This is a genomic window from Pseudomonas peli (assembly GCF_050563605.1).
GTDB classification, from domain to species: domain Bacteria; phylum Pseudomonadota; class Gammaproteobacteria; order Pseudomonadales; family Pseudomonadaceae; genus Aquipseudomonas; species Aquipseudomonas peli_A.
The window spans coordinates 222,565-244,893 of sequence record NZ_JBNXUH010000009.1 but is presented as its reverse complement, the minus strand read 5'-3'; the positions used below and the strand labels follow the sequence as shown (position 1 = coordinate 244,893).

Here is a 22,329-nt window from a genome sequence, read left to right as displayed (position 1 = left end):
GCATAGTAGCGGATTGGCCCAGCACCTCGCTGGCTGTTTTTACGCCCTGCTCAAGGGTTTTACCGTGGCAGCAAACCTTATGCCTGGTGATGCAGCCAGGCATGCTTGGGGCGTGCGGCGGCAGTTGTTGCGCGACCTTCGATGCGCTGCCAGACCTTCTCGTGGAAGTAGAAACCCACCGAGTTGCACAGCGGTTCGATGGCGGCGACCAGGCCGCTGGCCGCAATGCTGCCGGTCAGCGCGTAAGTGACGCCGAAGGCAATGCAGAAGTGCATCAGGGTAAAAGTCACAGTCTTGAGCATGACGCACCTCGAGTGAGAATTGTTCTCTATTGAAGTGCAGCCTAGTCGCTCAAGTTTGATTGGGGAAATGTTGTGCTTGAATGGATTCGATAGTTTTTGACGATTGATACGCTGGCTGACCCATGTGGCCGTGAGCAAATAAATAGCCAATAAAAAACTGTCTGGAACAGTTTTAACGTCGCGTAGCGACGGCCCGAAGGGTGGTTGCCATGGATGGCAAGCAATAAAAAACCCGCACTAGGCGGGTTTTTACTTTCAAGCAGGCTTGAAAGGGTGGTGCATGTGGTTTTCTGACTCATGAGTATTGGTTAAACACCAACTGCTCTACCAACTGAGCCAACGACCAAAAATGGTCGGGGTAGGGGGATTCGAACTCCCGACATCCTGCTCCCAAAGCAGGCGCGCTACCGGACTGCGCTATACCCCGATGTACTACTGGCTCCGCGACCAGGACTCGAACCTGGGACCCAATGATTAACAGTCATTTGCTCTACCGACTGAGCTATCGCGGAACAATGGCGCGTATCCTACTGATTAGAAAGGGGAAGTCAATACCTGATCGACTTCCCCAGTGACTCAGAGAACGGCAGCGATGGCCTGAGTAACAGCTGGCAGGTTGCGTTGGTTCAGCGCAGCGACGCAGATGCGGCCGGTGCTGACGGCGTAGATGCCGAACTCGGTTTTCAGCCGTTCGACCTGCTCGGCGGTGAGGCCCGAGTAGGAGAACATGCCGCGCTGCTGTGCGACGAAACCAAAGTCGCGCTTGCAGTTGAGTGCAGCCAGCTGCTCGACCATGGCCATGCGCATGCCGCGAATGCGTTCACGCATGCCGGCCAACTCTTCTTCCCACAAGGCGCGCAACTCAGGGCTGTTCAGCACCGAGGCGACAACCGTGGCGCCGTGGGTTGGCGGGTTGGAGTAGTTGGTGCGGATCACGCGCTTGGCTTGCGACAGCACGCGGCTGGCTTCTTCCTGGCTGCCGGTGACGATGGACAGTGCGCCGACGCGTTCGCCGTACAGCGAGAAGGATTTGGAAAACGAGCTGGAGACGAAGAACGGGATGCCGGAGGCGGCGAACAGGCGCACAGCAAAGGCGTCCTGCTCGATGCCGTCGCCAAAACCCTGGTAGGCGATGTCGAGGAACGGCACGTGTTCGCGCTCGCGCAGCACCTCCAATACGGCTTTCCAGTCGTCCAGCGACAGGTCGACGCCAGTCGGGTTGTGGCAGCAAGCGTGCAGCACGACAACCGAGCGGGCGGGCAGGTTCTTCAGGTCTTCGAGCATGCCGGCGCGGTTGATGCCGTGGCTGGCTGCGTCGTAATAGCGGTAATTGTGCACCGTGAAGCCGGCGGACTCGAACAGCGCGCGGTGGTTTTCCCAGCTCGGGTCGCTGATGGCGACCACGGTATTGGGCAGCAGACGCTTGAGGAAGTCGGCGCCGGTTTTCAGTGCGCCCGTGCCGCCCACGGCCTGAGTAGTAATCACCCGACCAGCGGCGATCAGCTCGGAGTCGGCGCCCAGCAACAGTTTCTGCACGGCGCTGTCATAGGCTGCAATGCCTTCAATCGGCAGGTAACCACGCGGGGCGTGGGCTTCAATGCGGGCTTTCTCGGCTTCGGCTACGGCGCGCAGCAATGGGATGCGGCCTTCCTCGTTGTAGTAAACGCCCACGCCCAGGTTGACCTTGGTCGCACGGGTATCGGCGTTGAATGCTTCATTGAGGCCCAGGATGGGATCGCGCGGAGCCATTTCGACGGCAGAGAACAGACTCATGGATGCGGCAGCTCTGAAGAGGAGAAGTTGAGTATCAGGCAACACCCTGCTAGGGGTTGCGTAAGTGGGCCGGTAGTATACCGACGCATAACCTGTGCTGCGACAGCAGGCACACGCTTTTCACCGGTTTTGACGTAGGCTTTCAAGCCGCGTCACAGCCGCTTGTCGAGGTCCGTCATGTCCGAGTTTCAATTGGTCACCCGTTTCCAGCCGGCCGGCGATCAGCCCGAGGCGATTCGGCAGATGGTCGAAGGCCTGGAAGCGGGCCTTTCGCACCAGACATTGCTCGGCGTAACGGGCTCGGGCAAGACCTTTTCCATCGCCAACGTGATCGCGCAGATTCAGCGTCCGACCCTGGTGCTGGCGCCGAACAAGACCCTGGCCGCGCAGCTCTACGGCGAGTTCAAGAGCTTCTTCCCGAACAATGCGGTGGAGTATTTCGTTTCCTACTACGACTACTACCAGCCGGAAGCCTATGTGCCGTCCTCGGATACCTTTATCGAGAAGGACGCCTCGATAAACGACCATATCGAGCAGATGCGCCTGTCGGCGACCAAGGCGCTGCTGGAGCGACCGGACGCAATCATCGTTACCACGGTGTCGTGCATCTACGGTCTGGGCAGTCCCGAGTCGTACCTGAAGATGGTGCTGCACGTCGATCGCGGCGATAAAATGGACCAGCGCGCCTTGCTGCGGCGTCTGGCCGACCTGCAATACACCCGCAACGACATGGATTTTGCCCGCGCCACCTTCCGTGTGCGCGGTGATGTGATTGATGTCTTCCCGGCTGAATCCGATCTGGAAGCCGTGCGTATCGAATTATTCGACGACGAAGTGGAAAGCCTGTCGGCCTTCGACCCGCTGACCGGCGAGGTGATTCGCAAGCTGCCGCGCTTTACCTTCTATCCCAAGAGCCACTATGTGACTCCGCGGGAGGTGCTGCTGGATGCCATCGACAAGATCAAGGTCGAGCTGGCCGAGCGCCTGGACTACCTGCGCAGCAACAACAAGCTGGTGGAAGCCCAACGTCTGGAGCAGCGTACCCGTTTCGATCTGGAGATGATTCTGGAGCTGGGCTACTGCAACGGCATCGAGAACTACTCGCGCTACCTCTCAGGGCGCGGCCCTGGCGAGCCGCCACCGACCCTGTACGACTACCTGCCGGATCAGGCGCTGCTGGTGATTGACGAATCCCACGTTTCGGTACCCCAGGTCGGCGCCATGTACAAAGGTGACCGCTCGCGCAAGGAAACCCTGGTGGAATACGGCTTTCGCCTGCCTTCGGCACTGGATAACCGACCGATGAAATTTGAAGAGTGGGAGGCGGCCAGCCCGCAGACCATCTTTGTTTCGGCCACGCCGGGCAATTATGAGGCCGAGCATGCCGGGCGGGTGATCGAGCAGGTGGTGCGGCCCACCGGTCTGGTCGACCCGCAGATCGAAGTGCGCCCGGCCCTGACCCAGGTGGATGACCTGCTCTCGGAAATTCACAAGCGGGTGGCCATCGAGGAGCGCGTGCTGGTCACCACATTGACCAAGCGCATGGCCGAGGATCTGACCGACTACCTGGCCGATCACGGGGTCAAGGTGCGCTACCTGCACTCGGATATCGATACGGTGGAGCGGGTCGAGATCATTCGTGACCTGCGTATCGGCGCCTTCGATGTGCTGGTGGGCATCAACCTGTTGCGTGAAGGCCTGGATATGCCGGAGGTCTCGCTGGTGGCGATTCTCGATGCGGACAAGGAGGGCTTTCTGCGCAGTGAGCGTTCACTGATCCAGACCATTGGCCGCGCCGCGCGTAACCTCAATGGCCGGGCGATTCTGTATGCCGACCGCATGACTGGCTCCATGGAGCGCGCCATCGGCGAGACCGAGCGGCGGCGTAACAAGCAGATTGCCTTCAACTTAGCCAATGGCATCACGCCCAAGGGCGTGTTCAAGGATGTGCAGGACATTCTCGAAGGCGCCACCGTGCCCGGCTCGCGCAGCAAGAAGCGCAAGGGTATGGCCCAGGCCGCCGAGGAGAGCGCGCGTTACGAGAACGAATTGCGCTCGCCCAGCGAGATCAGCAAGCGTATCCGTCAGCTGGAAGAGAAAATGTACCAACTGGCCCGCGATCTGGAGTTCGAGGCCGCGGCGCAGCTGCGTGATGAGATTCAGAAACTGCGGGATCGACTGCTGCAGGTTTGATTGGCTGAGCGTAGGGGGGCTTTAGCCGCGAAAACAGTGTCGCTCTGTCGCGGTTAGAGCCCCACCCACAAAGTTTGCGATTAACGCCTGCCGAAGATAATCAGCACTACACCACCGAGGGTGATGCCACAGGCAAGCATCGCCATCAGGCTGAGTCGTTCGCCCAACAGCAGGTAGCCCAGCAACAACGCCACTACCGGGTTGACGAAGGCGAAGGTCGACACCAGGCTCGGCCGCACCTCGCGCAGCAGCCAGAAATACGCCGGATACACGCCGAGGCTCACCGGCAGCACCAGGTAGGCCAACCACAGCCAGGCATTGCTGCTTATGGCGCGCAGATCCAGTGCCTGCCAATCGCCATGCCACAGGCCGAACAGCGCCAGTAGTAGTGCGCCGATCAGCATCTGCAGGCTCAGCCCCAGCCAGCTGGAGCGAAACGGCGGGCGCTGGCGCATCAACCAGGCGCCGCCGGCCCAGAGCAGCGTGGCAAACACCACCAGCAGCCCGGCGAACCACTGCTCGGCGGAGGCACTGTGGTCCAGGGCGTTATTCATCAGCAGCACAATCCCGCCGCAGGCCAGCGCCAGGCCGCACATCACCCACAGCGGCGGGCGCTCACCGAGCAGCCACTCCAGCGCCACGCTCCATAGCGGTAGGGTGGTGTAGAGCATCGCGAGCATGCCGGTCGGCAAATACTGGTTGGCGTAGATCAGCGCGCCCTGGCCGACCGCAATCAAGGCCAGGCTGCCAATCAGCACGCCGCCCCAGTCGCTGCGTTGCATGCGCAGTTGGCCGCTGAGCAGCACCCAGGCCAAGGCGAGCAGGCCGGCAATCGAAAAGCGCAGGCAGCCGATGATAAAGGGCGGTACTTCCAGCAGGAGAAAGTGGTTGGCCAGGTAGGTGGTGCCCCAGCCGATATAGATAGTGGCAAAGGCGACGATCAGCAGCAGGCTGCGGGTGCGTGATGGTGTGGACATGGTGATCTGAGTTGGCGAGTCGGCAGGGCGGGTGGCGGGAAAAGCTGCAGGGCCCGCAGTAGAGGGCGTCAGTCTAAGCGCGCTGACGTTGTTGTCCAGCTTGCTGCGCACTACAGGACAAAGCGTTAACCCGTCGCGGGCGCTGACGCAGCTGGAATAGCCGCGCTTGCTGGAGCCGGCGGCGGCTAGCCTGTTAATATCGCGCCCTTGAAAGATTGCCCGTTGCACATTCTCTGAGAGCCGCCATGACCACCGTTCGTACCCGTATCGCGCCGTCGCCCACTGGTGATCCGCACGTAGGCACCGCCTATATCGCCCTGTTTAACCTGTGCTTTGCCCGTCAGCACGGTGGCGAATTTATCCTGCGTATCGAAGATACCGACCAGGTGCGCTCGACCCGCGAGTCGGAACAGCAGATTTACGACGCCCTGCGCTGGCTGGGTATCGAGTGGAGCGAAGGCCCGGACGTCGGCGGCCCACACGGCCCGTATCGGCAGAGCGAGCGCGGGCATATCTACCAGAAGTACAGTGCCGAGCTGGTGGAGAAGGGCCATGCCTTCCACTGCTTCTGTAGCGCCGATCGTCTGGACAAGCTGCGCGCCGAACAAATGGAAGCCAAGCAGACGCCGCGTTATGACGGCCACTGCATGCACCTGCCCGCCGCCGAAGTGCAGCAGCGCCTGACCGCTGGCGAGCCGAACGTAGTACGCATGAAGGTGCCGACTGAAGGTGTGTGCGTGGTGCCGGATATGCTGCGTGGTGAAGTGGAGATCCCGTGGGATCGCATGGACATGCAGGTGCTGATGAAGACCGATGGCCTGCCGACTTACTTCCTGGCCAACGTGGTCGATGACCACCTGATGGGCATCACCCACGTGCTGCGCGGCGAAGAATGGCTGCCGTCGGCACCCAAACTGATCCTGCTGTACGAGTACTTCGGCTGGGACAAGCCGCAGCTGTGCTATATGCCGCTGCTGCGTAACCCGGACAAGAGCAAGCTGTCCAAGCGCAAGAACCCGACCTCGATCACCTTCTATGAGCGCATGGGCTTCCTGCCGCAGGCGATGCTCAACTACCTCGGCCGCATGGGCTGGTCGATGCCGGACGAGCGCGAGAAGTTCAGTCTCGACGAGATGGTCGCGCACTTCGACATCAACCGGGTTTCCCTCGGCGGGCCGATCTTCGACCTGGAGAAGCTGTCCTGGCTCAACGGCCAGTGGATGCGTGAGCTGAGCGTCGAAGAATTCGCCGCTGGCGCGCAGAAATGGGCGTTCAACAGCGACTACCTGATGCAGATCGCACCGCATGTGCAGGGTCGGGTGGAAACCTTTAGCCAGATCGCGCCATTGGCCAGCTTCTTCTTCGCCGGCGGTGTGGCCCCGGATGCCGCGCTGTTCGAGCACAAGAAGCTCTCGGTCGAGCAGGTGCGTCAGCTGATGCAGCTGATCCTGTGGAAGCTCGAAGCGCTGCGCCAGTGGGAAAAAGACAAGATCACCGGCTGCATCCAGGCGGTGGTCGAACACCTTGAGCTGAAACTGCGCGACGCCATGCCGCTGATGTTTGCCGCTATCACCGGGCATGCCAGCTCTGTATCGGTGCTCGATGCCATGGAAATTATCGGCCCGGACCTGACTCGCTTCCGTCTGCGTCAGGCCATCGAGCTGCTCGGTGGTGTGTCGAAGAAAGAGAACAAAGAGTGGGAGAAGCTGCTGGCAGCCATTGGCTAAGCAGCTGAATGCCCCGTCCGGTCGTCGTTTTGGCGTGCCGGGATGGGGTAAGTGGTTGTTCTGTCAGCATAAAGAATGCTGATGCCGGTAAAAATTTTGTTGACAGGTGCGGGGCGTGCTCTTAACATGCGCCCCGTCCTTGAGATGGGGCTATAGCTCAGCTGGGAGAGCGCTTGCATGGCATGCAAGAGGTCAACGGTTCGATCCCGTTTAGCTCCACCATCTTCAAAGCCGAAAGGCTTGCCACAATCAGCTCTTGCAGCTGGTTGGTTGTAGAAGGGTTACGTCCCCTTCGTCTAGTGGCCTAGGACACCGCCCTTTCACGGCGGTAACAGGGGTTCGAGTCCCCTAGGGGACGCCAGTTTCAAAAAGCAGTGCCGGTTTGGGCTGTGAGCCGAGAGGCGATAAATCTGGGGGTATAGCTCAGCTGGGAGAGCGCTTGCATGGCATGCAAGAGGTCAACGGTTCGATCCCGTTTATCTCCACCAATTTTGCAGTAGTAGTAACTGCCACGGGGCCAGCGTAAAGCTGGCCTTGTTCTTCGAAGGTTTCGTCCCCTTCGTCTAGTGGCCTAGGACACCGCCCTTTCACGGCGGTAACAGGGGTTCGAGTCCCCTAGGGGACGCCATTTTTGCCCGCTCTGCGGGATTTTGAAGGGTCATTCATTAGTGAATGGCCCTTTTGTTTTTATGGCCTGCCATCCCTGGCGGCCACCCTCCGGGCCGTCGCTACGCGACGTTAAAAATTTCTCCAGGCAATTTTTCTACCTCCTGAAAATTATTCCTCCAGCCGACCAACGGTTGCCCTTGGCGCTTGTTTAATTGTATTACGCCTATAATATTACGGTTGTAATGTTACGGAGGCTGACATGAACGAGAAGAAGGCGCACACCCGCGAACGCATCCTGGCCGCTGCCAGTGCGGCGTTGTTGCAGCGTGGTCCGGCTGAGCCCAGCGTGGGCGAGGTGATGGGGGCGGCTGGCCTGACGGTAGGCGGCTTCTACGCGCATTTCGAGAGCAAGGATGCGCTGATGCTGGAGGTGTTCCAGCAGATGCTCTGTCAGCGTCGGGAGCGGGTCGCACAGTTTGATCCGGCGCTGCCTGCTCACGAGCGCCGGACGCTGCTGGCGGCCTTCTATCTATCGCGTAAGCACCGTGATGCCAGCGAGCAGGGCTGCCCGTTGCCCAGCTCGGTAGGCGAGCTGGCGCGTATGCCGGACGGTTTTCGTGCGGTGCTGGCTGAGCATATCGAGCTGATGGCGGCGCAGCTGGCGGGCAGTCCTGAAGAGGCTGATCAGGCGCTGGCCGATATCGCCTTGATGGTCGGAGGGCTGGCGCTGGCACGCGCGCTGGGCCCCGGTGAGTTGTCTGATCGAGTCTTGCGTGCCGCTAAATCGGCAATCGTCTGAGGATATGGCAATGAATAGCATGAGCTGGGTTCGTGGTTTCAACGCATCGATTGGTCTGCTGGCGCCGCATGCCCTGGCCAGCAAGCTGCGCCGGGAGTTTATGACGCCGCATACCTTGCCGCCGCGGGATTGGGAATTGCCGCTGCTGGCGCAGGCCGAGCGCATCACCCTGCGTTTTGGTCTGTCAGCGCTGCGCTGGGGCAGTGGGCCGGCCGTGTTGTTGATGCATGGCTGGGAAGGGCGGCCGACGCAGTTCGCCGAGCTGATCAAAGCCTTGGTAAATGCCGGCTATGGCGTGGTAGCGCTGGATGCCCCGGCCCACGGCCGTTCGCCTGGGCGTGAAGCCAATGTGGTGCTGTTTGCCCGTGCCTTGCTGGAGGCTGCCAGCGAACTGCCGCCGCTGAAGGCGGTGATTGGTCATTCCATGGGTGGCGCCAGTGCCTTGCTGGCCACCCAGTTGGGCTTGCGTACTGAGGCGTTGGTCAGCATTGCCGCGCCCAGCCGGATTCTGACCATGCTGCGGCGCTTCTCGCGCTATATGGGTTTGCCGCGTCAGGCGCGCGCGCACTTTGTGCGGTTGGTCGAAGAGAAAGCCGGGATGCCCGCTGGCCAGCTTGATAGCGCGCACTACCAGCTGGATTTCCCCGGATTGGTCGTGCATGCGGTGGACGATCCGATGGTGCCGTTCAGCGAGGCTGAATCGATTCATCAGAGCTGGTTTGACAGCCGCTTGCTGCGCCTGGAAAGCGGCGGGCATCAGCGCGTCTTGGCTGATCCGCGGGTGGTGCAGGCGGTGCTGGAGCTGTTGGAGTCGCTGAATCAGACATCGTCCAAGGCGCTGGCTTCGTAGCTGATAACCTTGTTGCGCCCGGCGGCTTTAGCTTTATACAGCGCCTGGTCGGCGTGGCGTAGCAGCTGCTCGCGGTCGCTGCCGACATCCGGAATCAGCGTGTACACGCCGATGCTCAGGCTCAGGTCGATACTCAAGCCCTGGTGCATGCAGGGGTGGCTGGCCAGGTCTGCACGCAGCTGTTCGGCCAGGTCCATGGCGCCGGACTGATCGGTGTCGCAGAGCACGGCGGCAAACTCTTCGCCGCCGAAGCGCACCAGCAGGTCATTACTGCGCATGCGCTGCTGCATGCGCAGCGCCGCGTGTTGCAGGCAGGCGTCGCCGACCAGGTGGCCGTGCTGGTCGTTTACCTTCTTGAAGTGGTCCAGGTCCATCATCAGCATGGCGATGGGTTGCTGGCTGCGTTTGGCCTGGGCAAGCATGCGTTCCAGTTCTTCGTTGAGTACCTGGCGGTTGAACAGCCCGGTCAGGCTGTCGCGACGGCTGAGTTCGGCCAGTTGCCGGTTGGCGGTGGAGAGTTCCTGCAGTGCCTTTTGCAGAGAGGCGGTGCGCTCTTCCACGCGGGCCTCCAGGCCTTCGTTGATCTGTTTTTGCAGATCGAGGCTCTTAGCCTGTTCTAGTCGCAGTTCATGTTCGTTGGCATATAGCTGCTCTTGAGCCCGTTGCTGGGCGTGTTGCGCCAGGCGGATGCGTGAGCCGAGGGCAATCGAGAAGATCACCAGTTCAAACAGGCTGCCAATCTGCTGGGCGTGCAGGGTCAGCAGGGAGTTGGCGATGATCCCGGTGCCGCTGAGGATGCTGAACAGGCTGGCTAGAATCAGGGCTGACCAACCCAGGGCAAATAACTTGGCTGGCTGATAGCCGTCGCGCCAGCGCAGCAGGGTGAACAGGCAGGCGAATACGGCGCAAACCACCACCAGGACAAAACTGCCGATCAGGGCGACGGTGTAGGGCGCGCAGAAGGCCAGCACGATCACCAGCACGCTGCACGCCATCAGTGCCCGGCAGATCCAGGTGTAGGCTGCGGGCCCGGTCTTGAGATCGAGCACGCCATAGGTGAAGAGGATGCCGAACAGCGTCGCCAGGGCTGAACTGAGCGGAAAGCTCAGCTGATGCCAGGCCAGCGCCTGCGGCCATAGCCACTGCAAGGCAAATCCCAGCTGGATAAATTGGTAGAAGCTGAAACAGGCGACGAACAGGCTGTACCACAGGTAGTTGCGGTCGCGGGTGATGACGAAGATCGACAGGTTGTAAATCAGCATCACCAGCAGTGCGCCGAAGAACAGTCCTTGCAACAGCAGCATGCGCTGCTCGTAGTGGGTGAAGCCTTCGCTGCTCATCAGGCTGGCGCTGAGGTTGGCCGAGCCGTTGGTCTGCATGCGCAGGATCAGCTCGCGTTCTTCCCCGGCGGCCAAGCTGAATGGCAGCACCAACTGGCGATGATTGACCCAGCGTTCATCGAAGGGGCGTTGATCGCCGGCGCGATACACCCGTTCGCCATCCAGGCCATAAGCATCCAGGAAGTCGAGCAGCGGGTTGCCGATCAGCAAGACCCAGTCGATCGCCTCATCCGCCGGGTTGTGCAGGCTGAAACGCAGCCAGTAGGCGTGTTTGCTGTAGCCGAAACTGGCGTCGCGGCGTGCCACCGGTTGCCAGGCTGATTCAGGAAGCTGGCGAACGCTGTGGATATCGGCAAGGCCCTCAGGGTCTGCCCACACGTGCATGGCGGGGCCAGGCAGCAACGGCGAGTCGCTGGCCAGCAGAGGCAGGCTTGCGGCCTGCCCCAGTGCCGGCAGCAACAGCAGTAGAAGTACGCGCAGCAACGCAATCAAAAGAGGCTTTCCCTAGCAAGGATGTGACGGATACGACAAAGGTGCATTATTGCGCGGCCTTATGACATACCGATAGCTTAGCCGGGGTTGCTTATGAGCCAAAATTTACTGCATTGCCATGCTCAGCGTGATGCTTGTCTGCAAGCGTTGGCTGCCGACCTGTTGGCGCAGATCCAAACCACGCTGACGCAGCAGGCCCGCGCCGGCTTAATCCTGCCCGGTGGCAGCAGCCCGCAGGCGTTACTGCCCTTGCTGGCGCAGCAGCTGGATAGTCAGCGCATTGACCTCAGCCCCAGTGATGAGCGTTGGGTGTCGGCGCAGGCGGCCGAGAGCAACTGGCAGTTGTTACATCAGGGGCTGCCGCAGGCCAATTGCCTAGACCCGCGCCAGGGCGGCACGTTGGCCCAGGCGGCGCTCAGCTGGGGCGAGCAGTTGGCGCAGTGGCCGCCGTTTAGCGCAGTCCTGCTAGGCATGGGCGAGGATGGCCATATCGCTTCGTTGTTTCCCGGCATGCCTGGTCTGACTGCGGCGCTCGATCCAGATGCAGTACCTGCAGCCTTGCCGGCCCTGGCGCCGCAGGAACCCCGCGAGCGTCTGTCACTGAACCTGGCGATGCTGCAGCGTGGGCAGTGGTTGGGGTTGCTGGCGTTCGGTGAGCGCAAGCGCGAGCTGATTGATGCCGTGCTGGCGGATCAGCCCTCGGCTCGCGAGTTACCGCTGTATGCCTGGCTGCAGCGCAGTCCGTTGCCGGTAAATATCTACTGGGCACCCTGAGAGCATGTTGAGGTCTGCTGCATATAGGCCGGCTGCGTTAAAACAGGCGCTAAGCCGTTACACTGCAAGCTTGTACCTCGCCGAGAAAGGGAACCGTCATGTTGCATCCGGTTGTTGAGCAGGTTACCGCTGCCCTGGAGCAGCGCTCGGCCAAGCGCCGCGAGCGTTATCTGCAGCGCCTGACCCTGGCGGCCGGGCGTACCGCGCACCAGGCCCTGGGTTGCTCCAATCTGGCCCATGCCCTGGCTGCGCAGCCCGATGATGCGCGGCTGATCATGAAGCAGGGCGGCTCGCCGCATGTCGCGATCATCTCCAGCTACAACGATCTGCTCTCGGCTCATGCGCCGCTCAGGGACTATCCCGAGCGCCTGAAAGTGGCGCTGGCCAAGGCGGGCGCGACCTCGCAGTTCGCCGCCGGGGTGCCGGCCATGTGTGATGGCATCACTCAGGGCGAGGGCGGTATGCAGCTGTCGCTGTTCTCCCGCGACCTGATTGCCCAGGCTGCCGGCATTGGCCTGACCCATGGCATCTTCGACGGCGCGCTGTACCTGGGCGTATGCGACAAAATCGTCCCAGGCTTGCTGATCGGTGCTTTGCACTTCGGTCACCTGCCGGCTGTGTTCGTACCGGCCGGGCCCATGCAATCGGGTTTGCCCAACAAGGAAAAAGCCGCAGTCCGCCAGCGTTATGCTCGTGGCGAAGCCAGCCGCGACGAGCTGCTCGCCGCCGAGCTGGCTGCCTACCATCAGGCCGGCACTTGCACCTTCTACGGCACCGCCAATACCAATCAGCTGCTGATGGAGGCCATGGGCCTGCATGTGCCCGGCAGTGCTTTTATCCATCCTTACACGCCGCTGCGCGATGCCATGACCGATGAAGCGGCGCGTCTGGTGGCACATAACAGCCGCCAGGGTGAGCGTTACTTGCCGGTCGGCCAACAGATCGATTCCCATGCCTTGATTAACGCTGTGGTGGCACTGCTCGCCAGTGGCGGCTCGACCAATCACACCTTGCACCTACCGGCCATCGCCCGGGCTGCAGGTTATGAGCTGATCTGGGATGACTTTGCCGCCTTGTCCAAGGTGGTGCCGTTGTTGGCGCGGGTGTATCCCAATGGCGCGGCGGACGTGAATCAGTTTCAGGCCGCTGGTGGCCCCGCCTGGTTATTGCGCGAACTGCTGGGCGCGGGCTTGCTGCATGAGGATGTCGCCACCGCTGCCGGGCATGGTTTGCACGCCTATACCCGTGAGCCCTGGCTGAATGGCGAGCGCCTGGCCTGGCGCGACTTGCCGGCGCAGAGCCCGGCCCCGGATATTGTCCGGCACATGGCCGAGCCGTTTGCCGAGGAGGGCGGGCTGGTGCTGCTCGAAGGCAACCTAGGGCGGGCGATTCTGAAAACCTCGGCAGTCGACCCGGCGTTCTGGCGCATTCATGCCCAGGCGCGGGTTTTCGAAACCGAGGCGGCCGTGCAGGCGGCCTATACGGCCGGCGAGCTGCAAGGTGACCTGGTGCTGGTGGTGCGCTTCCAAGGCCCACGGGCCAACGGTATGCCGGAGCTGCACAAACTGATGCCGCTATTGGCCAACTTGCAGCAGGCCGGGCAGCGAGTGGCATTGGTCACCGACGGGCGCATGTCGGGCGCGTCGGGCCAGGTGGCTACGGCGCTGCACGTCTGCCCGGAAGCGGCCGCCGGTGGTGCCTTGGCGCGTTTGCAGGACGGCGACTGGCTGCTGCTGGATGCGCAAGAGGGCATTCTGCAGGTCGAGTTGACTGAGCAACAGCTGGCCGCGCGGCCTTTGACCGCTGCTACGGCCGAGCTGGAATTGGGGTTCGGCCTGGAAATGTTCGCCGCGCAACGCCGCCTGGTCGGTACGGCCGAGCAGGGTGCCAGCAGCCTATTTGAAGACTAGAAGCCTAGTGAGGGAACAAAGCATGAGCCTGACGATGGATGTGGTGCTGCAACAGGCCCGCCCGGTGTTGCCGGTGCTGGTGATTGAAGACATCAGCCTGGCGGTAGACCTGGCTCGTGCTCTGCACGCCGGCGGCATCCGCGTGCTGGAAGTGACCTTACGCACGCCACGGGCACTGGATGCCTTGGCGGCCATGCGCAAGGAGCTGCCGGACCTGTTGATCGGCGCTGGCACGGTGATCCACGCCGAGCAATTTCTCGAAGCCCGCGATGCCGGTGCGCAGTTTGCCGTCAGTCCTGGCTGCACCGAGCGCCTGGCGGCGGCGGCAGAAGATTCCGGCCTGCCGTATCTGCCGGGGGTGATGACGCCGTCCGAGGTGCTGCTGGCGCTGGAATACGGCTACCGCTCGCTGAAGCTGTTTCCAGCCGATGGCGCCACCAGCATCAAGATGCTCAAGAGCTTCAAAGGGCCCTTTACCGGCATTCGCTTCTGTCCAACCGGCGGGGTGACGCCGGATAACCTGCTGGGCTTCTTGCGCTTGCCCAACGTCGCTTGCGTGGGTGGCACCTGGATCGCGCCGAGCAACCTAGTGCGCGCTCGCGCCTGGGACCAGATTACCCAGCTGGCCGCCGAGGCCCGCGCACTGGCTGGCAGCCTGGAGCAGCAGGCATGAAGTGGGACTTGAACAACCCCTTTGTCATCGATATTCAGGTCACGGCAGAGGACATCGACGGCCTCGGTCACGCCAATAACGCCGTTTATGTCAGCTGGCTGGAGCGTTGCGCCTGGCGCCATTCGCAGTTTCTCGGCCTGGATCTGGTCGAATATCGCCGGCTGGACCGCGCCATGGCCGTGCTGCGCCATGAGATCGACTACTTGGCCAGCGCCTATGAAGATCAGCAGCTGCAGATGGCCACCTGGATTGTCGAGTCCGACCAGCGTCTGAAGATGGACCGGCACTTCCAGCTGATTCGCCCGGAAGACGGCGTGACCCTGTTACGGGCGAAAACCACCTTTGTCTGCATCGAACTGTCTAGCGGTAAGCCCAAGCGCATGCCACCCGAGTTCGTCGAAGGCTATGGCGCGGCGTTGCAGCCAGTCTTCCCTATGGAGCTGTGAGATTCACTGGTCGTGCTGCGGGGCAAAGAACAAGGCACCATTGCCATACATCAGGGTAAAGCTGAGCTGTTTGCCGGGTTCCAGCAGCAATGATTGACCACTGCCCAGGCCTTGCAAGGAACAGGCTGGGTCTTCTTTCAGGGTGGCGCGCAGATAGGGACTGCCAGCGGGCAGGCTAAGGCTGGCCGAGTCGCCATTGTTCAAGGTGGCTACTTTATCTTCGTCGATGCTCAGCACCGCTGTGCAGTCTTGAGGCACGCTGTCATCCCGGCTGAGCGTCACCTCTGCGCGTTTATTTTCGGTCCTTTGCGATGTACTGCCGTCCTGGGTTTCTGCATGGGCGATGGCCATACTCAGATAGAGGGCGACGGGTAGGGCAAAGCGGTGCATCAGAACTCTCCTTTGGCTGACTGACCCTTTGGTGGACGTCAACAACGCTTGGATGTTCCCCATTTGTTGGCTGTTATCAGCCTGTAGCGTGCCGGCGGATGTAACTGAGCTTAAACTGTCGCGCGTTTTTCTTGAGAGTGTGTCCTATGCAAATCGCTCTGGCCCCGATGGAGGGGTTGGTCGACGAAATCCTTCGCGATGTGCTGACCCGGGTTGGCGGCATCGACTGGTGCGTGACGGAATTTATTCGGGTCACCGAGCGTGTGCTGCCCGTTAGCAGCTACGAGAAGCTCGCACCTGAATTGTTCAGCGGCGCGCAAACGGCCACTGGCACGCCGCTGCGCGTGCAGTTCCTCGGCTCCGACCCCGCCTGCCTGGCGGATAACGCCGCCTTTGCCTGCACCCTGGGGGCGCCGGTGATCGACCTCAATTTCGGCTGCCCCGCCAAAACGGTAAACAAATCCCGTGGTGGCGCGGTGCTGCTGAAAGAGCCCGAGCTGCTGCATGCCATCGTCCGCGAGGTGCGTCGCGCGGTACCGGCAGCGATTCCGGTAACGGCGAAGATGCGCCTGGGTTTTGATCACAAGGACTATGCCCTGGAATGCGCCCAGGCGCTGGCCGATGGCGGCGCAGCGCAGATCGTGGTGCACGCGCGTACCAAGGTGGAAGGCTACAAGCCGCCAGCGCATTGGGAGTGGGTGGCGCGGGTGCAAGAAGCGGTGAAGGTACCGGTATTCGCCAATGGCGAGATCTGGACCCTGGATGACTGGCGGCGTTGCCGTGAGGTCAGCGGGGTGGAGGACATCATGCTCGGCCGTGGCCTGGTGGCGCGCCCGGATCTGGCCCGGCAGATCGCTGCCGCCAAGGCTGGGCAGGATGTTGTGCCCATGAGCTGGGCCGAGCTACAGCCGCTGCTGGTAGATTTCTGGCTGCAGGCGCGGCGCAAAATGTCGCCACGCTACGCACCGGGGCGGCTCAAACAATGGCTGGCGATGCTGACCCGCAGTTACCCCGAAGCGACCGAGCTGTTTAACCTGCTGCGCCGCGAAAGCGATTGCCTGCGTATCGATGGCTTGCTTGGTATCGACTTTATCGAGCCTGAGCGTGCCGAGCAGGCGAGCGCCTGATCCTGATATTCAGCGCCCACCGCTGACATCCAGCAGCGCGCCGCTGGTGTAGGACGCCTGCTCGCTGGCCAGCCAGAGAATCGCTTCAGCCACTTCACTGGCCACACCGCCACGGCCCATGGGCACGCTCTGGCTGACCCGCGCGACCCGCTCCGGCTCACCGCCGCTGGCGTGAATCTCGGTATCAATCACCCCTGGGCGCACCGCGTTAACGCGAATACCCTCGGCCGCCACTTCCTTGGCCAGACCCAGGGTCATGCTGTCGATCGCGCCTTTGGCCGCCGCGTAGTCGATATATTCACCCGGCGCGCCGAGCCGTGCGGCCGCCGAGGACAGATTAACGATGGCGCCGCCGTTGCCGCCCTGGCGGGTCGACATGCGTTTGATCGCCTCACGGCAGCAAAGAAAACTGCCGAACACATTGGTGGCGAACACCCGCTGCCAGCGAGCCAGGTCCATCTGCTGCAAACGCATTTGGGTTTCCAGCATGCCGGCGTTGTTGACCAGTACATCGAGGCGGCCGAAGTGCTGGTCAAGGCGGGCGAACAGCTGCATCACCTGGCCTTCGTCGGCTACATCTGCCTGCACGGCGATGACCTGGCCTCCGGCCTGGGTGATCTCGCTCACCAGCGCCTCAGCCGCTGCCTGCTGGCGGTGATAGTTCAGGCACAACGCGTAACCCTGGGCGGCCGCCAGCCTGGCAGTGGCGGCACCGATACCGCGACTGGCACCGGTGATCAGCATGACCTTTTCCATCAGCGTCTCCTCCCTGTAAGAAAATTTTGCAGAGGCTTGAAATCTACCTGAGTAGCCACATTTTTAGTCATGCGGGATGCCGAAGTCGGGTCTCGCGATTAACCACTCGCTGATTTTCAGGAGATTTAAATCATGAGCACTGCATTTTCCATGACCCCGCTGTTCCGTCAGTCCGTTGGCTTCGACCGTTTCAATGATCTGTTCGAGTCGGCCATGCGCAACGAGGCGGGTAGCAGCTATCCCCCCTACAACGTCGAGAAGTATGCCGACGACCAATACCGCATTGTGGTCGCCGCGGCGGGCTTCCAGGAAGACGACCTGGAGCTGCAAGTCGAGCGCGGCGTGCTGACCGTTACCGGTGGCAAGCGCGACACCAGCGCTGAGAACGTCACCTATCTGTACCAGGGCATCGCCCAGCGTGCGTTCAAGCTGTCGTTCCGCCTGGCTGACCATATCGAGGTCAAGGCTGCCAGCCTGATCAACGGCCTGCTGAATATCGACCTGGTGCGCATCGTGCCGGAAGAGGCCAAGGCCAAGCGTATTCCGATTGGGGCCAGCCGCACTGTGCTGCAGAGTTAAGCAGCCACGCCGTTAGCAACAAGGGCACCTGCGGGTGCCCTTGTTGTTTTAGTGGGGCGTCGGCCTGTGGTTGTCGTGCAGTAACTGGCGGAACTGCTCCAGCGGCACGGGCCTGCTGAACAGATAGCCCTGGTAATGGTGGCAGCCCTGCAGCTGGAGGAACTCCAGCTGGTCGGCTTGCTCGACGCCTTCGGCAATCATGTCCAGGCCCAGGCTGCGCGCCATGGCGACGATGGCGCGGATGATTTCCGCGTCGTTGGCATCCAGGGTGGCATCGCGCACGAAGGACTGGTCGATCTTCAGCACATCCACCGGCAGGCGCTTGAGGTAGGTCAGCGAGCTGTAGCCGGTGCCGAAGTCGTCCATGGCGAAGGTCACGCCGAGGCGTTTGAGGCGGTTCATCTTGGCGATGGTGTCGTCGATGTTCTGGATCACGATGCCTTCGGTGATTTCCAGCTTGAGCATATGCGGCGGCAGGTGGCTGCTGGCCAGGCTGCTTTCCACCAGCTCGACAAAGTCATTCTGACGGAACTGCCGGGGGCTGATATTCACGCACAGGCTGAACTGCGTGGCGTTGACCATGCCCTGCTCAAGCAGTTGGGCGCAGGCGTGGCAGGCTTCGGCGAGCACCCAGCCGCCGACTTCAAGAATCAGCCCGCTTTCTTCAAGAACATGGATAAACAGCGCCGGCGACTGCGCGCCCAGGGTCGGGTGCATCCAGCGCAGCAGGGCTTCGGCGCCGATGATCTGGTTATCTCGGGCGTCCACCTGGGGCTGAAAGTGCAGCTCGAATTCGCCCCGGGCCAAGGCCAGGCGCAGGTCGTTTTCCAGGCGCAGACGTTCGCTGGCGGCCTTCTGCATGGTGTTGCGAAACAGCTGGATGCAGTTGCGCCCGGAATCCTTGGCTCGGTAGAGGGCGATATCGGCGCGCTTGAGCAGGTCCGAGGGGGTGTCGCCATGGTCGGGAATCAGGGCGATGCCGATACTCGGGGTGACTTGCAGTTGATGGCCGTCGAGCAGCATCGGTTCGGCCAGCAGGTGGCGCAGTTTTTCTGCCAAGGCGCGGACCTGCTGGACCACTTTCGAACGTTTGCCTTCCAGGCCGGAAATCAGCACGACAAATTCGTCACCGCCCAGGCGCGCCACGGTGTCTTCCTGGCGCACGCTGGCTTCCAGGCGTGCGGTGACCAGCTTGAGCACGGCATCACCGACCGGGTGACCGAGTGAATCATTGATGTGCTTGAAGTGATCGAGATCGATAAACAGCAGGGCGCCGCGCAGTTCGTGACGTTTGAGCAGGGATATTTGCTGGGTCAGGCGGTCGAGCAGCAGGGCGCGGTTGGGCAGGTTGGTCAGCGAGTCGTGGTAGGCCAGGTGCTGCACCTGGGCCTGGGCTGCCTTGAGCTCGCTGATGTCGCGGGCGGTGAGCAGCAGGCAGGGGGTTTTGTTGAGTTCGATGGGCTCGACCGATACCTCGACCAGCTTGACCGTGCCGTCGCGGTGCTTGCCGTGCATTTCCATGTGGTAGACATGGCCCTCGCGCTGCAGCTTCTGCACCATCAAGTCGCGCTCAGACAGGTCCGCCCAGACATTGAGCTCCATGGAGCTGCGGCCGATCACCTCGTCGGGGTTGTAGCCGGTCAGGCGGCCGAAGCCTTCGTTGACTTCGATATAGCGGCCGCTGTCGCGTTCGGTGATGGTGATGGCGTCGGGGCTTGAGTGGAACGCCAGGGCGAACTTCTCCTGGCTGGCCTGCAGCTCAGCCTGGGCTTTCTGCCGCTCGCTGATATCGCGAAAAGTGGTGAGGATGCAGCGCTGGTTATTCAGCATCATCGGCCTGGAGGAGACCACGCAGGTGATCACCCGGCCGTGCTTGTCGAGGTAATCGGCCACTTCGTTGTGCAGGCTCTGCTCGCGTTCGAGCTTGTCATACAGCGCCGCCCGCACCTCAAGGTCGGCCCAGAAGTTCAGGTCGGTCATCCGCCGGCCGATGACTTCCTCGGGCTGCCAGCCGAAGGTCTGACTGAAGCTTGCGTTGATTTCCATGGCCACGCCGTCCGGCAGGGTGGTCAGGGCGACGGGGTCGGGGCTGGCCTGGAACAGGTTGGCGAATTTGGCTTCCGAGGCCGCCAGGCTCTGCTCGCGGCGCACCCGTTCGCTGATGTCGATAAGGATGCCGGCCATGCGCTCGGGCTTGCCGTCGGCATCGCGGTAGAGCTTGGCGGTGCTTTCCAGGTAATGCACTTCCTGGTTGTCGTATATCGCCCGGTAGGTGACCTGGTAATCCTCGGTCAGACCCTGCGCCAGGTTATTGAAGTGCTTGCGCATGGCGTGGCGGTCTTCCAGCGGGACAAAGCTGAAGAACTTGCGAAAATCGTCATGGAAGGGCTCGTCCGCCAGGCCGTGCAGCTTTGCGGCGCGGACCGAGCCGAACAGCATATTGCTGGGGATATGCCAGTCCCAGGTGCCGAGGTCGGCTGAGTCCAGGGCCAGGTTGAGGCGCTCCTGGCTGTCGTGCAGTGCCTGTTCCTGCTGGCGTTGCTGGGTGATGTCACGCAGCGACAGGACCAGGCAGGGGATGCCGTCGAGGAGTATTTCACCGCCGAACAGCAGGTTGCTGCGGATGCTGCCGTCGCGATGGTAGAGGTCTACTTCCAGGCCATTGAGGGCATCGTGCTTGACCGCCTCCATCATTCGTTGGCGATCTTCCAGACGTGCCCATATGCCCATTTCCAGAGAGGTGCGGCCCAGGGTCTGTTCGCTGCTCCAGCCAAACTGGCGTTCGAAGCCGGCGTTGACCTCGATAAAGCGCCCGCTGACCTTGTCGGTGATCACTACGGCATCCGGGCTGTAGTGGAAGGCCTGGGAGAATTTTTCCTCGCTGTTGCGCAGCGCCTGCTCACGGGCCTGCTGGCTGCTGATATCGCGGATAACGCCCATGACCCGCTGTTTTCCGTCGGCATCTAGCTGCAGGCTGCCGCTGATCTCCAGCCAATGCAGGCTGCCGTCGGGCCAGAGGATGCGGTGGCGAAAGGCGCGGTTACTCGGGTTGCCAGCGAGCAGTTGCTCGAACAGGCGCAGCACATCGGGGCGGTCTTCCTCGGGGATCAGCTCGATATAGTCGATGCGCTTTTCCAGCGGCTGCTTGGGGTCGAGGCCGAACAAAGCCTGCGCCCCGCGTGACCAGCTGACCCGGCCGCTTTCGATATCCCAGTACCAGGTGCCCAGTTTGGCGCCGTTGAGTGCGCGCAATAGGCGTGGAGCATCGTTCCAGGTGCTCTCGAATTCGGCAGGGTCCAGTGCCGGGATAAACGGCAGTGGCGGACGGCGATCACTGGATTTAGCCACGACCAACTCTTCCTGTGCATGCGTGGGTTTCCTGGTCGCTGGCTGAGCAACGGGGCTGAGTCATGCAGAAACCTTTCTTATCGTTATAAGCCCACGTTAGCCCTTAGCACCGGGCCTATGCAAGGCCGTCACGCTGGGTATCCAGCAGGTTCATAAAGGCGCGCGCGGCATTCGACAGGGTGCGGTCAGTGTGGCTGATGTAGCCCAGCTGGCGAGTCAGCTGGATGCCGGGTAATGGCAGGCGCGCGACTTGGTCGTCGAGCATGGTGCGCGGCAGCACGCTCCAGGCCAGGCCGATGGAAACCATCATCTTGATGGTTTCCAGGTAGTTGGTGCTCATGGCGATGTTCGGCGTCAGTCCCTGGGCTTCGAACAGGCGTCGCACGATATGGTGGGTAAAGGTGTTGCCGCCGGGAAATACCGCCGGGTGGTGCGCCACATCGGCCAGGCTAATCGCCTTGCTACGTGCCAGTGGATGCTCGGGGGCGGCGACGAAATCCAGTGGATCGTCCCACACAGCCACCGCATGCACCGGCTCGCGGGTTTCCGGAGCTAGGGTGATGACTGCCAGCTCGGCGCGGCCATGCAGCACTTCTTCATAGGCCACTTCGGAGTCGAGAAACTGGATATCCAGCGCCACCTGCGGATGCGCGCGGGTAAAGGCACGCAGCAGCGGCGGCAGGCGGTGCAGGCCAATATGGTGACTGGTGGCCAGAGTCAGACGGCCGCTTATCTCGCCATTCAGATTGGTCAGCGCGCGGCGCGTATCATCGAGCACATTGAGAATCTGATAAGCCCGCGGCAGCAGGGCGCGGCCGGCCTCGGTCAGGCTGACCTCGCGGCCTAGGCGATCGAACAGGCGCACACTCAGCTGCTGTTCCAGGCTGGCAATGCGTTTGCTCACCGCCGGCTGCGTCAGGTGCAGGCGTTCCGCCGCTTCGGAGAAGCTGCCCAGCTCGGCGATGGCAATAAAGGCATTAAGTGTGGCGAGATCCATGCGGCTGTTCCTGGCAGTGGGCGGGGCGCAATAGGCGCTGCTCAAGCTTACTTGTATTCCAGTGAGGAATCCTTTGGATGAAAAATATGAATTTGAGTAATTTAATTCAAGCCCATAGGATTACCCCATAAGCCAAAGGGCTATTTGCCCAGGCATAGAAAAGGGCACCTCTAAAAACGTAGGCGAGGCAGCCAGCGCAAGGCGCAACGACCAACGGGAGTAACAGCCGCAGGCTGGCCTGAAGGGCGAGCGCCAGCGAGTAAAACA

18 protein-coding genes and 6 tRNA genes are annotated in these 22,329 nt (G+C 61.7%); 14 read left to right on the top strand and 10 right to left on the bottom strand.

Annotation, left to right across the window (positions count from 1 at the left end; translation table 11 throughout):
• Positions 1–77: 77 nt before the first annotated feature.
• The 4 genes from ACQ4LH_RS13570 to ACQ4LH_RS13555 all read right to left on the bottom strand — a co-directional run bounded on the left by ACQ4LH_RS13570 (position 78) and on the right by ACQ4LH_RS13555 (position 2,075).
• Positions 78–302 carry a DUF2061 domain-containing protein gene (locus tag ACQ4LH_RS13570; RefSeq protein ID WP_430697628.1) on the bottom strand — a complete coding sequence of 75 codons (225 nt, stop codon included), beginning with the start codon at positions 300–302 and terminating at the stop codon, positions 78–80.
• A gap of 350 nt (positions 303–652) precedes the next feature.
• Positions 653–729, bottom strand: a tRNA-Pro gene (locus ACQ4LH_RS13565).
• A gap of 9 nt (positions 730–738) precedes the next feature.
• Positions 739–814: transfer RNA gene (locus ACQ4LH_RS13560), tRNA-Asn, on the bottom strand.
• A gap of 64 nt (positions 815–878) precedes the next feature.
• Complete coding sequence (locus tag ACQ4LH_RS13555) at positions 879–2,075, bottom strand: amino acid aminotransferase (protein ID WP_305593649.1); 1,197 nt, start codon at positions 2,073–2,075, stop codon at positions 879–881.
• A 177-nt stretch (positions 2,076–2,252) separates the two neighbouring features.
• On the opposite strand from ACQ4LH_RS13555, the gene uvrB reads away from it, so the two are divergent.
• Entirely contained in the window at positions 2,253–4,268 is a 2,016-nt protein-coding gene (gene uvrB, locus ACQ4LH_RS13550; RefSeq protein WP_430697627.1) for an excinuclease ABC subunit UvrB, read from the top strand.
• Between the two features lie 80 nt (positions 4,269–4,348).
• On the opposite strand, the gene ACQ4LH_RS13545 is transcribed toward uvrB, so the two are convergent.
• Entirely contained in the window at positions 4,349–5,245 is an 897-nt protein-coding gene (locus ACQ4LH_RS13545; RefSeq protein WP_430697626.1) for an EamA family transporter, read from the bottom strand.
• Positions 5,246–5,490: 245 nt separating this feature from the next.
• Here ACQ4LH_RS13545 and gltX point away from each other — a divergent pair, with 245 nt between their 5' ends.
• The 7 genes from gltX (at position 5,491) to ACQ4LH_RS13510 (ending at position 9,230) form a co-directional block, all read left to right on the top strand.
• Entirely contained in the window at positions 5,491–6,972 is a 1,482-nt protein-coding gene (gltX, locus tag ACQ4LH_RS13540) for a glutamate--tRNA ligase (RefSeq protein WP_430697625.1), read from the top strand.
• 146 nt (positions 6,973–7,118) lie between these two features.
• Positions 7,119–7,194: transfer RNA gene (locus ACQ4LH_RS13535), tRNA-Ala, on the top strand.
• 63 nt (positions 7,195–7,257) lie between these two features.
• A tRNA-Glu gene (locus tag ACQ4LH_RS13530) sits at positions 7,258–7,333 on the top strand.
• Positions 7,334–7,384: 51 nt separating this feature from the next.
• Positions 7,385–7,460, top strand: a tRNA-Ala gene (locus ACQ4LH_RS13525).
• Between the two features lie 64 nt (positions 7,461–7,524).
• Positions 7,525–7,600 (top strand) — tRNA-Glu (locus ACQ4LH_RS13520).
• 240 nt (positions 7,601–7,840) lie between these two features.
• The gene (locus tag ACQ4LH_RS13515; RefSeq protein ID WP_430697624.1) at positions 7,841–8,380 is read left to right on the top strand and encodes a TetR/AcrR family transcriptional regulator; all 540 of its coding nucleotides are present in this window, start codon (positions 7,841–7,843) and stop codon (positions 8,378–8,380) included.
• A gap of 10 nt (positions 8,381–8,390) precedes the next feature.
• Positions 8,391–9,230, top strand: a complete 840-nt coding sequence (locus ACQ4LH_RS13510) for an alpha/beta fold hydrolase (RefSeq protein ID WP_430697622.1) — start codon at positions 8,391–8,393, stop codon at positions 9,228–9,230.
• On the opposite strand, the gene ACQ4LH_RS13505 is transcribed toward ACQ4LH_RS13510, so the two are convergent.
• Positions 9,200–11,062: a sensor domain-containing diguanylate cyclase gene (locus ACQ4LH_RS13505; protein ID WP_430697621.1), complete on the bottom strand. Its 1,863-nt coding sequence runs from the start codon at positions 11,060–11,062 to the stop codon at positions 9,200–9,202. The two genes, ACQ4LH_RS13510 and ACQ4LH_RS13505, sit on opposite strands and share 31 nt — an antisense overlap.
• A 93-nt stretch (positions 11,063–11,155) precedes the next feature.
• Between ACQ4LH_RS13505 and ACQ4LH_RS13500 the strand changes: the two genes are divergently transcribed.
• The 4 genes from ACQ4LH_RS13500 (at position 11,156) to ACQ4LH_RS13485 (ending at position 14,865) form a co-directional block, all read left to right on the top strand.
• The gene (locus ACQ4LH_RS13500) at positions 11,156–11,836 is read left to right on the top strand and encodes a 6-phosphogluconolactonase (RefSeq protein WP_430697620.1); all 681 of its coding nucleotides are present in this window, start codon (positions 11,156–11,158) and stop codon (positions 11,834–11,836) included.
• A 101-nt stretch (positions 11,837–11,937) separates the two neighbouring features.
• On the top strand, positions 11,938–13,746 hold the full coding sequence (edd, locus tag ACQ4LH_RS13495; RefSeq protein WP_430697655.1) for a phosphogluconate dehydratase: 1,809 nt from the start codon (positions 11,938–11,940) through the stop codon (positions 13,744–13,746).
• A 22-nt stretch (positions 13,747–13,768) separates the two neighbouring features.
• Positions 13,769–14,419: a bifunctional 4-hydroxy-2-oxoglutarate aldolase/2-dehydro-3-deoxy-phosphogluconate aldolase gene (locus ACQ4LH_RS13490; protein ID WP_430697619.1), complete on the top strand. Its 651-nt coding sequence runs from the start codon at positions 13,769–13,771 to the stop codon at positions 14,417–14,419.
• Complete coding sequence (locus tag ACQ4LH_RS13485) at positions 14,416–14,865, top strand: acyl-CoA thioesterase (protein WP_430697618.1); 450 nt, start codon at positions 14,416–14,418, stop codon at positions 14,863–14,865. The genes ACQ4LH_RS13490 and ACQ4LH_RS13485 overlap by 4 nt, the downstream gene beginning before the upstream one ends.
• A gap of 3 nt (positions 14,866–14,868) precedes the next feature.
• On the opposite strand, the gene ACQ4LH_RS13480 is transcribed toward ACQ4LH_RS13485, so the two are convergent.
• Positions 14,869–15,255: a hypothetical protein gene (locus ACQ4LH_RS13480; protein ID WP_430697617.1), complete on the bottom strand. Its 387-nt coding sequence runs from the start codon at positions 15,253–15,255 to the stop codon at positions 14,869–14,871.
• 146 nt (positions 15,256–15,401) lie between these two features.
• Here ACQ4LH_RS13480 and ACQ4LH_RS13475 point away from each other — a divergent pair, with 146 nt between their 5' ends.
• Positions 15,402–16,382, top strand: coding sequence for a tRNA dihydrouridine synthase (locus ACQ4LH_RS13475; protein WP_430697616.1), 981 nt, complete (start codon positions 15,402–15,404; stop codon positions 16,380–16,382).
• Between the two features lie 9 nt (positions 16,383–16,391).
• Here the strand turns inward: ACQ4LH_RS13475 and ACQ4LH_RS13470 are convergent, their stop codons facing one another.
• The gene (locus ACQ4LH_RS13470) at positions 16,392–17,138 is read right to left on the bottom strand and encodes an SDR family oxidoreductase (protein ID WP_430697615.1); all 747 of its coding nucleotides are present in this window, start codon (positions 17,136–17,138) and stop codon (positions 16,392–16,394) included.
• A gap of 132 nt (positions 17,139–17,270) precedes the next feature.
• Between ACQ4LH_RS13470 and ACQ4LH_RS13465 the strand changes: the two genes are divergently transcribed.
• Entirely contained in the window at positions 17,271–17,717 is a 447-nt protein-coding gene (locus ACQ4LH_RS13465) for an Hsp20 family protein (protein WP_430697614.1), read from the top strand.
• Positions 17,718–17,765: 48 nt separating this feature from the next.
• Here ACQ4LH_RS13465 and ACQ4LH_RS13460 read toward each other — a convergent pair whose 3' ends face one another.
• Together ACQ4LH_RS13460 and ACQ4LH_RS13455 are read right to left on the bottom strand one after the other, a co-directional pair.
• Entirely contained in the window at positions 17,766–21,065 is a 3,300-nt protein-coding gene (locus ACQ4LH_RS13460) for a PAS domain S-box protein (RefSeq protein WP_430697613.1), read from the bottom strand.
• Between the two features lie 115 nt (positions 21,066–21,180).
• The gene (locus ACQ4LH_RS13455; protein ID WP_430697612.1) at positions 21,181–22,062 is read right to left on the bottom strand and encodes a LysR family transcriptional regulator; all 882 of its coding nucleotides are present in this window, start codon (positions 22,060–22,062) and stop codon (positions 21,181–21,183) included.
• Positions 22,063–22,329: the final 267 nt, after the last annotated feature.